General features: G+C 62.8%; 14 protein-coding genes and 1 pseudogene. 11 read left to right on the top strand and 4 right to left on the bottom strand.

Going from position 1 to position 12,831, the window contains the following annotated elements:
- Positions 1 to 94 precede the first annotated feature (94 nt).
- Positions 95 to 220 (top strand): annotated as a pseudogene (locus IVA87_RS03670) (GIY-YIG nuclease family protein); the annotation flags it as partial.
- Between the two features lie 16 nt (positions 221 to 236).
- Here the strand turns inward: IVA87_RS03670 and IVA87_RS03665 are convergent.
- Complete coding sequence (locus IVA87_RS03665; RefSeq protein ID WP_247303921.1) at positions 237 to 698, bottom strand: MarR family transcriptional regulator; 462 nt, start codon at positions 696 to 698, stop codon at positions 237 to 239.
- Positions 699 to 850: 152 nt separating this feature from the next.
- Here IVA87_RS03665 and IVA87_RS03660 point away from each other — a divergent pair, with 152 nt between their 5' ends.
- From IVA87_RS03660 to IVA87_RS03615, 10 genes are all read left to right on the top strand, one after another.
- On the top strand, positions 851 to 1,276 hold the full coding sequence (locus IVA87_RS03660) for an organic hydroperoxide resistance protein (protein WP_247303922.1): 426 nt from the start codon (positions 851 to 853) through the stop codon (positions 1,274 to 1,276).
- A 177-nt stretch (positions 1,277 to 1,453) separates the two neighbouring features.
- Positions 1,454 to 2,674 (top strand): CaiB/BaiF CoA-transferase family protein, encoded by a 1,221-nt coding sequence (locus tag IVA87_RS03655; protein WP_247332736.1) that lies wholly within the window; start codon positions 1,454 to 1,456, stop codon positions 2,672 to 2,674.
- Between the two features lie 307 nt (positions 2,675 to 2,981).
- Entirely contained in the window at positions 2,982 to 4,298 is a 1,317-nt protein-coding gene (ugpB, locus tag IVA87_RS03650) for a sn-glycerol-3-phosphate ABC transporter substrate-binding protein UgpB (RefSeq protein ID WP_247303924.1), read from the top strand.
- A 50-nt stretch (positions 4,299 to 4,348) separates the two neighbouring features.
- Positions 4,349 to 5,230, top strand: coding sequence for a sn-glycerol-3-phosphate ABC transporter permease UgpA (gene ugpA / locus IVA87_RS03645; RefSeq protein WP_247303926.1), 882 nt, complete (start codon positions 4,349 to 4,351; stop codon positions 5,228 to 5,230).
- Positions 5,230 to 6,078: a sn-glycerol-3-phosphate ABC transporter permease UgpE gene (gene ugpE / locus IVA87_RS03640; protein WP_247303927.1), complete on the top strand. Its 849-nt coding sequence runs from the start codon at positions 5,230 to 5,232 to the stop codon at positions 6,076 to 6,078. The genes ugpA and ugpE overlap by 1 nt, the downstream gene beginning before the upstream one ends.
- 119 nt (positions 6,079 to 6,197) lie before the next feature.
- The gene (locus IVA87_RS03635; RefSeq protein ID WP_247332734.1) at positions 6,198 to 7,277 is read left to right on the top strand and encodes a sn-glycerol-3-phosphate import ATP-binding protein UgpC; all 1,080 of its coding nucleotides are present in this window, start codon (positions 6,198 to 6,200) and stop codon (positions 7,275 to 7,277) included.
- A 381-nt stretch (positions 7,278 to 7,658) separates the two neighbouring features.
- Complete coding sequence (locus IVA87_RS03630) at positions 7,659 to 8,084, top strand: Hsp20 family protein (RefSeq protein ID WP_014438749.1); 426 nt, start codon at positions 7,659 to 7,661, stop codon at positions 8,082 to 8,084.
- Between the two features lie 50 nt (positions 8,085 to 8,134).
- Positions 8,135 to 8,407 (top strand): DUF1150 domain-containing protein, encoded by a 273-nt coding sequence (locus IVA87_RS03625; RefSeq protein ID WP_007598581.1) that lies wholly within the window; start codon positions 8,135 to 8,137, stop codon positions 8,405 to 8,407.
- A gap of 133 nt (positions 8,408 to 8,540) precedes the next feature.
- Positions 8,541 to 8,837: a type II toxin-antitoxin system Phd/YefM family antitoxin gene (locus IVA87_RS03620; RefSeq protein WP_247303930.1), complete on the top strand. Its 297-nt coding sequence runs from the start codon at positions 8,541 to 8,543 to the stop codon at positions 8,835 to 8,837.
- On the top strand, positions 8,834 to 9,331 hold the full coding sequence (locus IVA87_RS03615; RefSeq protein WP_247332731.1) for a type II toxin-antitoxin system VapC family toxin: 498 nt from the start codon (positions 8,834 to 8,836) through the stop codon (positions 9,329 to 9,331). Before IVA87_RS03620 ends, IVA87_RS03615 begins: the two co-directional genes overlap by 4 nt.
- Positions 9,332 to 9,756: 425 nt before the next feature.
- Here IVA87_RS03615 and ptsN read toward each other — a convergent pair whose 3' ends face one another.
- The 3 genes from ptsN to rpoN all read right to left on the bottom strand — a co-directional run bounded on the left by ptsN (position 9,757) and on the right by rpoN (position 12,753).
- Complete coding sequence (gene ptsN, locus IVA87_RS03610; protein WP_027514736.1) at positions 9,757 to 10,218, bottom strand: PTS IIA-like nitrogen regulatory protein PtsN; 462 nt, start codon at positions 10,216 to 10,218, stop codon at positions 9,757 to 9,759.
- A gap of 220 nt (positions 10,219 to 10,438) precedes the next feature.
- Entirely contained in the window at positions 10,439 to 11,041 is a 603-nt protein-coding gene (gene raiA / locus IVA87_RS03605) for a ribosome-associated translation inhibitor RaiA (RefSeq protein ID WP_247332729.1), read from the bottom strand.
- Between the two features lie 83 nt (positions 11,042 to 11,124).
- Positions 11,125 to 12,753: an RNA polymerase factor sigma-54 gene (gene rpoN, locus IVA87_RS03600; RefSeq protein WP_247303936.1), complete on the bottom strand. Its 1,629-nt coding sequence runs from the start codon at positions 12,751 to 12,753 to the stop codon at positions 11,125 to 11,127.
- Positions 12,754 to 12,831 lie beyond the last annotated feature (78 nt).

The following is a 12,831-nucleotide window of genomic DNA, read 5'->3' as shown; positions in this document are numbered from 1 at the left end:
TCGCCACCCGCGCCTCCAGCGCAACGGCTCCTCATCGCCTTCGCTAGACCTTCTATCCTCTGTCGCACAGCTATCGGCCGTGTGAGAAATGCGGGCTAAGTATAAGCCTTGGAAACTGATCTGGTACTGCGCCTTCCCCGACAAGTACAAAGCTCTGGCGTTTGAAAAGTACCTGAAGTCTCATTCCGGCCGCGCCTTCACGAAGAAGCGGCTTTCCTAGGCTCTGACGAACTTCCCTACTCCCCGATCACCGCATTGAGCCGGTCGCGCAATGCGACGATCTCGTCCTTCATTGCGACCAGTTCCGACGCCGAGCAATCCGACGCCGCCAGAATGGATTGCGGCACGCTGCGTGCCTTGTCCTTCAGCGCGTGGCCCTGCGGCGTCAGGGCGATCAGCACCTGACGCTCGTCCTCGCTCGAGCGGGTGCGCCTCACGAGATGGGCGGCCTCGAGCCGCTTGAGCAGCGGCGTCAGCGTGCCGGAATCCAGGAACAGCTTCTCGCCGATATCCCTGACCGGTACGTCGTCGCGCTCCCATAGCACCAGCATCACCAGATATTGCGGATAGGTCAGGCCGAGCCGGTCGAGCAGCGGCTTGTAGACACGATTGAAAGCATGCGCGGCCGAATAGACCGCGAAGCAGATCTGATTGTCGAGCCGCAGCGGCGCGTCCGCTGCCGATGGTTTCCGGGCCATGGGGACTCTCGCGGGATTTGCCCGTATTGTGGGGCCGGGCGGCCGTAAATTCAATTGCAAACAATTAAATGTGAGGCATTGCAATTTGAGTTGCGCGCAATCTAATTGTCTGCGATACAGATCGCGTCCACCCGAACCCGAGGGAGATGAAAATGTCCGTGAACGTCCTCTACAAGACCAGTGCCAAGGCGACCGGCGGCCGCGACGGCCATGCTGCAACGCTCGACGGCGCGTTCGACGTCAAGCTGACCACGCCGAAGGAGCTCGGCGGCGGAGGCGGCGCCGGCAACAACCCCGAGCAGCTGTTTGCGGCGGGCTATGCCGCCTGCTTCATCGGCGCGATGAAGTTCGTGGCGTCGCAGGGCGGCCCCAAGGTTCCCAATGACGCGTCCGTCACCTCGATCGTCGGCATCGGCCCGCGCTCCGAGGGCGGTTTTGGTCTCGACATTGATCTCGCCGTCTCGCTGCCGGGCCTGGCTCGCGCCGAGGCTGAGGCGCTGGTCGAGAAGGCGCACCAGGTGTGCCCGTACTCCAACGCCACGCGCGGCAATGTCGACGTTCGCCTGACGGTCGTCTGACCGCAATTGCGGATTGGCTGGCCCGAGATCCCCCTCGGGCTGGCTGCTTTCCATTGGTTTGCCGTTCCGCGGGATTGCGCTGCGGCGGCGCATACGGCCCCACGGGCGGAGCCATTGCTGGGATGCACGAACCTCGCTAGGCCTGTGATCAAGCATCGACACAGGGGAAGCGAAGGCATGAATTCTGAAGCCGCGGGTTCTGAAGCCGGTCTGGGTGCCATGAGTGGATTGCGCGTCATCGATCTCACGCGCGTGCTCGGCGGTCCCTACTGCACCCAGATCCTCGCCGACCACGGCGCCGACGTGATCAAGGTCGAGCCGCCGGCGGGCGACGAGGTGCGCGAATGGGGCCCTCCCTTCCATGAGGAGGATGCGGCCTATTTCGTCGGCATCAACCGCAACAAGCGCTCGATCGGCCTCGACCTCGCCTCCGAAGGGGGCCGCGCCGTGCTGCTGAAGATGCTGGAGACGGCCGACGTCCTGATCGAGAACTTCAAGCCGGGCACATTGGAGAAATGGGGCATCGGCAACGAGGTGCTGCGCGCAAAATTCCCGCGCCTCGTGCACTGCCGGATCTGCGGCTTCGGCGCCGACGGTCCGCGCGGCGGCAATCCCGGCTATGACGCCATCATCCAGGCCATGACCGGCATGATCGCGGCGACCGGCTCTCCGGAGAGCGGCCCGATGCGGATCGGCGTGCCGCTGGTCGACATCACCACTGGCCTGTACGCGGCGATCGGCATCCTGATGGCGCTATCGGAGCGCCAGCGCTCCGGCAAGGGCCAGTTCCTGGAGACGACGCTGTACGAGACCGGCCTTGCCATCATGCATCCGCACACCGCCAATTATTTCATGCATGGCAAGCCACCTGCGCTCACCGGCAACGAGCATCCCAACCTCGTGCCTTACGCGATCTTCCCGACGAAAACCGACAACATCTTCATCGGCGTCGGCAATGACGGCACTTTCCGCAAGCTCGCCAAGGAGATCGGCAAGCCCGAGCTCGGCACCGATCCGCGCTTTGCCCGCAACAAGGACCGCATCGCCAATCGCGAGGCGCTGCGCGCCGAGCTCGCCGCGGTGTTCAGCCAGCACGAGGCCGAACCGCTGTGCAACCGCCTGCTCGCGGCGGGCCTGCCCGCTGGCCCGGTGCAGAAAATCGACCAGGCACTCACGAATCCCCACACGATCGCGCGCGGCGATATCATCGAGAAGGATTGGTACAAGGGCGTCGCCTCGCCGATCCGGCTCGACCGCAGCAAGCCGAGCCTGCGCCGCCTGCCGCCGAAATTCAGCCAGCACGCGGCGGAGGTGCTGGGCGAGTTCGGCTACTCCAGGGCGGAGATCGACGCGATGGTCGAAAAGGGCGTGGTCTGCGGCCCCGAGCGCAAGCGCTGAGGCCTCGTGAAATAGACCTCAGCGTTGCCGCAACGGCGGTGCGCACCCTCCCCGCTTGCAAGCGGGAGAGGTGTTCGAGACCGCCGCCTGATAGACAACTCACGTCATCCAATGCCGCACTGCGGCGCGAGCACGCGTGTGCAGCGCGAACGCACGGCGCGGTCTCCCGCACGCCTTCGCCTATTTTCCGGCTTCCCTTTTCCAGCGCTTGCCGCTTTCGTTTCGGCCGCTTACACAGTCATGTGAACGTCATATGGCACTGCTAGCGCAAGCGCTTCTTTATTGACGGGCAAGGGAGGTTTTCTTGATGGCTCTTCGACATTTTGGTGCGGCTGCGGCTGTCGCGGCCACGGTTGGCATGATGGCCTCGCCGGCCCTGGCCGTGACCGAGATCCAGTGGTGGCACGCGATGACCGGCGCCAACAACGACGTCATCGTCAAGCTCGCCACCGACTTCAACGCGTCGCAGAGCGACTACAAGGTGATCCCGACCTACAAGGGCAACTACCCCGACACGATGAACGCAGGCATCGCGGCCTTCCGCGCCGGCAATGCGCCGCACATCATGCAGGTGTTCGAGGTCGGCACCGCCACCATGATGGCGGCGACCGGCGCGGTGAAGCCGGTCTACAAGCTGATGGCCGAGACCGGCGAGAAGTTCGATCCCAAGGCCTACCTGCCCGCGATCACCGGCTATTACTCGACCTCGAAGGGCGAGATGCTGTCCTTCCCGTTCAACTCGTCGTCGACGGTGATGTGGGTCAACCTCGACGAGCTGAAGAAGGCGAACGTCGCAATCCCGAAGACCTGGCCTGAAGTGTTCGACGCCGCCAAGAAGCTGCACGACAACGGCCACCCCACCTGCGGCTTCTCCAATTCCTGGGTCACCTGGGTCAATCTCGAACAGCTCTCCGCCTGGCACAACGTGCCGCTATCGACCAAGGCCAATGGCCTCGACGGCTTCGACACCGTGCTTGAATTCAACGGCCCGCTTCAGGTCAAGCACCTCGAGAAGCTGGTCGAGCTCCAGAAGGACAAGACTTACGATTATGCCGGCCGCACCAACACCGGCGAAGGCCGCTTCACGTCGGGTGAATGCCCGCTCTATCTGACCTCCTCGGCGTTCTTCGGCAACGTCAAGGCGCAGGCCAAGTTCGCCTTCACCGCCGTGCCGATGCCCTATTATCCCGACGTGAAGGGCGCACCGCAAAATTCGATCATCGGCGGCGCCTCGCTCTGGGTGATGGGCGGCAAGTCGGCCGACGAGTACAAGGGCGTCGCGAAGTTCCTGGGCTTCCTCTCCGACACCGACCGCCAGGTCTATATCCACAAGGCCTCCGGCTATCTGCCGATCACCAAAGCGGCCTATGAGAAGGCCAAGGCGGAAGGCTTCTACAAGGATCAGCCCTATCTCGAGACCCCGCTGCTCGAGCTGACCAACAAGGAGCCGACCGAGAATTCCCGCGGCCTGCGCCTTGGCAACATGGTGCAGCTCCGTGACGTCTGGTCGGAAGAGATCGAGCAGGCGCTCGCCGGCAAGAAGACCGCCAAGCAGGCGCTCGATGCCGCCGTCGAACGCGGCAACACGATGCTGCGGCAGTTCGAAAAGACCGCCGTGAAGTGAAGGCGATCGGCGGCAGGCCGGTTACCCGGCCTGCCGCTCCTGCGCGCATCATGCAAAAACAAGCCATTTTCCAATCGAAGCTATTGCCCTACGCGCTGGTTGCGCCGCAGCTCGCGATCGTCCTGATTTTCTTCTACTGGCCGGCGTTGCAGGCAGTGATCCAGTCCTTCCTGCTCCAGGACGCCTTCGGTCTTTCGACGAGCTTCGTCTGGTTCGACAACTATCTCGAGCTTCTGCAGGACCGCGCCTATTTCGAAGCGATCGTGCGGACCTTCTTCTTCTCGTTCGCCATCGCGGTCTCGTCGCTCTCGTTTGCGCTGCTCCTTGCCGTGATGGCGGACAAGCCGCTGCGCGGCTCGATGCTCTACCGCACGCTGCTGATCTGGCCCTATGCGGTGGCGCCGCCGGTCGTCGGCGTGCTCTGGATTTTCATGCTGCATCCCTCGCTGGGCGTGCTCTCGCGCTATTTGCGCGTCCTCGGCATCGACTGGAATCCGCTGCTCGACGGCGACCAGGCAGCAACGCTGATCATCCTCGCCGCCGCCTGGAAGCAGATCTCCTATAATTTCCTGTTCTTCCTCGCGGGCCTGCAGAGCATCCCGCGAAGCGTGCTGGAGGCCGCCGCGATCGACGGCGCGCGCCCGATGCGCAGGTTCTGGACCGTGACCTTCCCGCTGCTGTCGCCGACCATCTTCTTCCTTTTGGTCGTCAACATCGTCTACGCCTTCTTCGACACGTTCGGCATCATCGACACCATGACCCGCGGCGGTCCCGGCAAGTCGACGGAGACGCTGGTCTACAAGGTTTATTCCGACGGCCTGCTCGGCGGCAATCTCGGCAGCTCCGCGGCGCAATCGGTGATCCTGATGATCATGGTGATCGTGCTGACGGGAATCCAGTTCCGCTTCGTCGAACGCAAGGTGACCTACTGATGGTCGAGGAAGAAGGCTTTCGGCGCTACGTCGCTCATATCATCCTCTGGATCGGGATCGCGATCGTCGCCTTCCCCGTCTACATCGCGATCGTCGCCTCGACCCAGGACAACGCGCTGATCGCGAACGGACAGATGTCGCTGCTGCCCGGCGGTCAGTTCTTCAAAACTTACTACCAGACGATCTTCATCGGCACGAGCGGCTCGACTCGCGAACCGGTCGGCAACATGATGCTGAACTCGCTGGTGATGGCGCTCTTGATCGCGGTCGGCAAGATCGCGATCTCGATCATCTCGGCCTATGCGATCGTGTATTTCCGCTTTCCGTTCCGGATGCCGATCTTCTGGCTGATCTTCATCACCCTGATGCTGCCGGTCGAGGTGCGCATCTATCCGACCTACAAGATCGTCGCCGATCTGCACATGCTCGACAGCTATGCCGGCCTGTCGCTGCCACTGATCGCGTCGGCCACCGCAACGCTGCTGTTCCGCCAGTTCTTCATGACCGTGCCGGACGAGCTTTTGGAAGCTTCGCGGATCGACGGCGCCGGCCCCTTGCGCTTCTTCTGGGATACGCTGCTGCCGCTGTCGCGCACCAACATGGCGGCGCTGTTCGTGATCCTGTTCATCCTCGGCTGGAACCAATACCTCTGGCCGCTGCTGATCACCACCCGCGACGACATGCAGACGATCCAGATCGGCATCCGCAAGATGATCACCACCACCGACGCGCTGACCGAATGGCCGATCGTGATGGCAACTGCCGTGCTGGCCATGCTGCCGCCGGTGTTCGTCGTCGTCGCCATGCAGAAGCTGTTCGTGCGCGGCCTAGTCGAGACGGAAAAGTGAGGGGCGAATGGCGAATAGTGAATGGCGAATGGTCCGCCGACGATTGAATGGCTGCGGCATTCCACACAGCCCCACTACTCGCCACTCACGATTCGCCATTCGCGCGAGCGGAGCGAGCAATGGCTAACGTCACCCTGCGCAACGTTCGCAAGACCTATCCCGGCGGCTTCGAAGCCATCAAGGGCATCGACGTCGATGTCGGCGACGGCCAGTTCTGCGTGCTGGTCGGCCCCTCCGGCTGCGGCAAGTCGACCTTGCTGCGCATGGTCGCGGGGCTGGAGACCGTCACCGGCGGCGAGATCGACATCGGCGGCCGCATCGTCAACCAGGTCGAGCCCGCCGATCGCGACATCGCGATGGTGTTTCAGAACTACGCGCTCTATCCGCATATGAGCGTCTACAACAACATGGCCTATGGTCTGCGCAACCGCGGAATGGCGGAAGCCGAGATCAAGACCCGCGTCGGGGAAGCGGCGCGCGTGCTCGAGCTCTCCGCCATGCTGGAGCGCAAGCCGCGCCAGCTTTCCGGCGGCCAGCGCCAGCGCGTCGCCATGGGCCGCGCCATCGTGCGCCAGCCGAAGGTGTTTCTGTTCGACGAGCCGCTCTCCAACCTCGATGCCAAGCTGCGCATCGCGATGCGCGTCGAGATCCGCAGATTGCAGCGCCGGCTCAACACGACGTCGATCTACGTCACCCATGATCAGCTCGAGGCGATGACGCTCGCCGACATTTTGGTCGTGATGAATGGCGGCCAGGTCGAGCAGGTCGGCAATCCCCTCGCGATCTACCAGCAGCCGGCTACGACCTTCGTCGCCTCTTTCATCGGCGCGCCGCCGATGAACCTGATGTCCACCCGTCCCGACGAGATCAAGTCGCAGCTCGGCGGCAGCGAGGCCGGCATCCTCGGCATCCGCCCGGAAGACTTCGTCATCACCGAGCAGGCGCCCGCCGGCGGCGTCGCGCTGCCCCTCACCGTTGAAGCGATCGAACGCGTCGGCGCCGAAACCTTCGTCTACGGCTCGCGGGCTCAGGAAGACCAGCGCGTCGCCGCCACGCCCGGCGAGCTGCCGCCCGGCGAGGTCATCGTCCGCCTTCCCGGAGCCGAGGCGCCAGCCATCGGTCAGCAGATCCGCGTCGCAGCGGTTCGCCAAAAGCTGCATTTGTTCAGCGGCGATGGGCGGAAGCGGTTGGAAGCCTGACCGGGTTCCGAAGGGACAGCTAACAAAAAGTGCGAAAACAACCCCATGCACAGTAGAAGGGGCTTGTTTTCATTGACATAAATCGCCCTGCATTTTGCCGTCCCCGAACTTGTCCCGGGCATTGCTCCTGGTGTCGAGAGAACGGTCGTGGGAATATCGGCGAGCGGAAGCGGCGCCGTCTTACGGACGGCCATGCCCCAGCCATGACAATGCGCAAACGCTCTACGCGAAGCAAACCGCACCACATGCGGGAATGCCACCTGTGCAGGGCTCGTGCTACCTGCTTGAACCCACACGGGGATATGCCCATATTGCTGACCAAGGGGTGCCGCTTGCGGGCTCCGACACACCAAAGTCGCTTCTGCGAGGACTTTGTAAACTATGTCTCGTGTTCCAACGCTCTCCAGTCCCTTCCTGCTGGGCTTCGACGAGATCGAGCGCGTGCTCGATCGCGTCGTCAAAGGCGCCGACGGTTATCCTCCCTACAATATCGAGAGGTGCGACCGGTCGGACGGCCAGCCCGAGCGTTTGCGCATCACGCTGGCGGTCGCCGGCTTCACCCGCGACCAACTCGATGTAACCATTGAGGAAAACCAGCTCGTGATCCGCGGGCGGCAGCAGGACGACAAGACCCGGCAATACATCCACCGCGGGATCGCCGCGCGCCACTTCCAGCGCACCTTCGTGCTGGCGGAGGGGATGCTGGTGCTGGGTGCGGATCTGAAGAACGGGCTGTTGTCGGTCGATCTGGCCCGGCCTGAGCCGGAGCGGATCGTTAAGACAATCGCTATCAATGAGCACGAATAATGGAACGAGTAGCGGACTCGACCGCTTAGTGTTCCAGAGGAGTCGAGACCATGAGTGAAGGTCACGTTGCGTTCGAATACGAAGCCAAGAATGTCTCGCCGGAGACGCTGGCAACCCTCGGCGAAGGCCATATCGCCTATGTGAAGCAGATCCGCTCCGAGGACGTGCCGGGCCTGTTTCCCGAAGCGCCGAAAATCGCGCCGGGCCTCAAGCTGTTCGCGCTTCACGCCGCCGACGGCACGCCGATCATGCTGACCGACAGCCGCGAAGCCGCGATCGCCAATGCCTGGAGCAACGAGCTGCAAGCGGTGAGCGTGCACTGAGCGGTGAGCTGACCAAGCACAGCAGCAGAGATTCGAATGGGCATGCTCTCGCACGAGAGCATGCCCATTTCGCTTTGACGGATGAATTCAAACCTTTTAGATTCTGGTCGTTCTGACTAGATGCGAGAGCCACATGCCCCCAGTCAAGCGCAACGCCTCCAAGAGGGGCTCCCGATCTGGGCGATGGAGCCTTCAGGACGCGAAAGCGCATTTCAGCGAGGTCGTGAGGGAAGCTCAACGCACGGGACCGCAGCGGGTTACCCTGCATGGCAAGGACGCAGCGGTAATCGTCGGGGCCGACGATTTTGACCGTCTTCAGAATCCCCCGAGCGGCCGCGATCTCGTGAAGATGCTCGCGGACTCTCCCTTGGCGGACATCGAATTTGACCGGCTTACCGTGAAGTCCAGGGTTCGGGACATCGAACTTTGAGAGGTTGGCTGCTCGACACCAATGTCGTTTCTGAGCTGCGCAAGCCCAATGCCAACCCCGCCGTTGTAGGCTTCATCAATGCTCAACGAGGCGAAACGCTGTTCGTCACGGACGTCACCTTTGCCGAGATCGTCTACGGCATCGAGCAGCTGGGTGATCCGGCCCGACGGGCCGATCTTCGCTCGTGGCTCGATAACTCTCTTCGACCGTTCTTCAGTGGACGAGTTCTTGGTATCACCGAAGAAGTGATCATTCGATGGAAGACGATCGTCGCCGATGGACGGAAACGCGGACGCACTTTCGGTCAACCGGACTTGTTCATCGCGACAATTGCAGCCTTGCAAGATCTGGCTGTCGTGACGCGCGATGTAAGCGAGTTTGTCGAAGCAGGAGTGCCTACGTTCGATCCGTGGACGAGCACGTTTCACCACCGAGACAAGAACGCATCAGTGGCATCGCCCATCACCCTCGAAAAGATCGTCGCCCTTCTCTGAAATATGGCTTCACGCGAAGAGGTGCCCGTTTTGCGTTTCGAGCAAGACCAGGCCAGCTGGCTGCAGCAGAGGCAGCCGATCACGCTCAAGAAATCGAAACAAGAGCAGCGGCCAGGGCGTCAGCAGGGCGGACCCGATCGAGAGTCGGCCGGGGGGTTTTCCGCCTTGCTGGACCGGATTGAGTCAAATGGCGTGCGGACCGTTGTGGTCGAGGAAGCGTCAAGGTTTGGGCCAGCTGATCGTCCAAGAGGTCGGCATCATCGCGCTGATCGAGCGCGGGGCCCGGGTGCTTACCAGCTCCGGCGACGATCTCACAGAGAGGGGCGATCCGCTCAAGATCACCACGGGGCAGATCGCGGGCGTATTCGCCCAGCTAGACTCGCACTTACGTCGGCAGGTGCGGGACAACTTGAACACTCGGTCTGTTACGCCGCCGTCGCCGGCGGCAGGGCCAGCACCGAATAGATCGCCTGGGCGTCGCGCGAGGCGCGGAGTTTTTTGGCGATGTCCTGGTCGCGCAAGAGGCGAGCGATGCGGGCGAGTGCCTTGAGATGGTCGGCGCCGGCGCCTTCGGGGGCGAGTAGCAGGAAGACGAGATCGACCGGCTGGCCGTCCATCGATTCGAAATCGATCGGGCGATCGAGGCGCGCGAACAGACCAAAGATCTTTTCGAGCTTGGGCAGCTTGCCGTGGGGAATGGCGACGCCGTAGCCGACTGCGGTGGTGCCGAGCTTTTCGCGCTGAAGCAGCACCTCGAACACGGAGCGTTCGTTCTGCCCGGTCAGCTCGGCGGCCTTGGCCGCGAGTTCCTGCAAGGCCTGCTTCTTGCTGTTGACTTTCAATGCCGGGAGAATCGCCTCGGGTGCGACCAGATCGGTAATCGGCATGGAAGCTTTCCGAGGTGAATTAAGCCGTCAGGTTCCGATTTGGCCAGCTTGATAGACCAAGCTGCGCCGACGTCAATAACATGAAGCAGGAGGCGGACTTAGCCCCGGTCCTGATGTGGGGCGCTTCTACTCCAACGCAATCCCGGTGCCAACTCCCGCGTGCGGCTTTGCCACGGACATTGTTAAAGGCCCGGGATGGTACGGAGCCCGGGTCTCGGCCCTAAACATCGGACTTACCGTCCCCCTTGGCCCCCGGCGGGTCGATCCAGCCGACATTGCCATCCGCCCGGCGGTAAATGATGTTCACCCGGCCCGAGGAGCCGTGCTGGAAGACCAGGCAGGGTGCCCCGCTCAGGTCGAGTTCCATGACGGCCTCGCTGACCGAGAGGCGCTTCAGCGAGGTGGTTTGCTCGGCGATGATGACGGGGCAGTAGCCGGCGACCTCGTCCTCGCCCTCGGGCGCCTCGAGCACATAGCTCGTGGCATCGAGCGCCGCCATCGCCTCGGAGGCGGCATGGGCCTTGCGGGCGGAACGGTCCTTGAGGCGATTCTTGTAGCGGCGCAGCCGCTTCTCGATCATCACCAGCGCCTGGTCGGCGCTGGCATAGGCATCCGGCGCGTTCGAATCGGCCTCCAGCGTGATTCCCGAATCGAGATGCAGCGCGCAATCGGTGCGGAAGCCGAAGCCGTCCTTGCTCAGCGTGATGTGACCGGAATAATTGCCGTCGAAATATTTGCGCAGCACCTCATCCGTGCGCTCGGCAACGCGGCCGCGCAGGGCCTCGCCGACGCTGATGCTCTTTCCCGAAATTCGAAGAGTCATGTGATGCCTCGCTTGGTTCAAGTGCCTAGCTTGGATCGGTCTCGATGGGACATCGAGAGTAGCGCGATTTCGCGCCAGCGCAATCAGGCCGGCTCGGTGTTGCGGGGGCGATCGGACATTGCGGTGGCGAGGACGTTACCAAGAGCGCTCTGCTTGTCGCGGCGGCGTTGCACCGAAGAGGGAATGCGCATGGCTTCGCGGTACTTCGCGACCGTGCGGCGGGCAATATCAATGCCCGAAGCGCGCAAGCGTTCCACGATGGTGTCATCCGACAGGATTGCCGTAGGCGCTTCCGAATCGATCAGCTGCTTGATGTGGTGCCGCACCGCTTCGGCGGAATGCGCCTCGCCGCCGTCAGCCGAGGCGATCGAGGCCGTAAAGAAATATTTCAGCTCGAACGTGCCGCGATTGGTCGCCATGTATTTGTTGGCGGTAACGCGCGACACCGTGGATTCATGCATCTGGATGGCGTCCGCGACGGCCTTCAGATTGAGCGGCCGCAAATGTGCCACGCCATGGGTGAAGAAGCCGTCCTGCTGGCGCACGATCTCGGTTGCAACTTTCAGGATGGTGCGGGCGCGCTGGTCGAGTGCGCGCACGAGCCAGGTCGCGTTCTGGAGCGCATCGGTGAAGTAGGATTTGTCGCCGTCCTTGCCGATCTTCTTCGACAGCTCGGAATAGTAGGTCTGGTTGACAAGCACGCGCGGAAGGGTGTCGCTGTTGAGCTCGACATGCCAGCCACCGTCGGGACCGGGGCGGACATAGACATCGGGCACCATGGTCTGCAGCCGCGCCGAGCCGAACTTCATGCCGGGCTTGGGATTGAGGCGGCGGATCTCGCCGATCATGTCGGCGATGTCCTCGTCGTCGACGCCGCAGACTTTGCGCAAGGACGCGATGTCGCGCTTGGCGAGAAGATCGAGATGCTCGACCAGGGCCTGCATCGCCGGATCGTAGCGGTCGAGCTCGCGGAGCTGGATCGCCAGGCATTCGCTCAAATTGCGCGCGCAGACGCCGGGTGGATCGAATTTTTGCAGCACGGCAAGGACTTCCTCGACGTCCTGTTGCGATGCGCCGAGACGCTCGGCGGCCTGGCCGAGATCGCCCGGCAGATAGCCGGCCTCGTCGACGAGGTCGATCAGGTACTGGCCGATCATGCGCTGCGCCGGCGCGGTGAAGGCAACCGAGAGCTGCTCGGCAAGATGGTCCGACAGGGTCCTCTCTGCCGCGACGAACGCTTCGAGATTGTAGGGTTCATCGCCGGAGGCACCACCGCCCCACTCGGTGTAAGTGGTCGGCGCGGCATCTTGGGCATTGCGCGCGGCCGCCTCGGCCGGCTCCTCGGAGAAGACGTTGTCGAGGCCGGTGTCCAGGGTCTGCTCGATCTCGGCGCGGGTGCCGAGATCCTTGCTCATCCATTCTTCCTGCCCAGGCTCGAACGCCTCCGCGCTGCCGCCAAAGCCGTCGTCACCAACTCCTTCACCTTGGCCGCCTTCGTCGCCATCGCCGAACTGGCTGACCTCCGCGGGCGCTTCAGCGCCGCCGGCCTCGTCATTGGCCCGCTCCAGCAGGGGGTTACGCTCGAGTTCCTCCTCCACGAAGGTCGTGAGATCGAGATTGGACAATTGCAGCAGCTTGATCGCCTGCATCAGCTGCGGCGTCATGACCAGCGACTGCGATTGCCGGAACTCTAATCTCTGCGTAAGCGCCATGAAGCAAGAACCGTTCCCAAAATTGGTCCGATTTTTGCTTATCCTAGTCCGGGCCCGATGTACACGCCTTGACGCCGC

This window comes from Bradyrhizobium sp. 147, from assembly GCF_023073935.1.
Lineage (GTDB): Bacteria > Pseudomonadota > Alphaproteobacteria > Rhizobiales > Xanthobacteraceae > Bradyrhizobium.
Note: the sequence above shows the minus strand (reverse complement) of the source record. Positions and strands in the feature narration are given on the sequence as shown.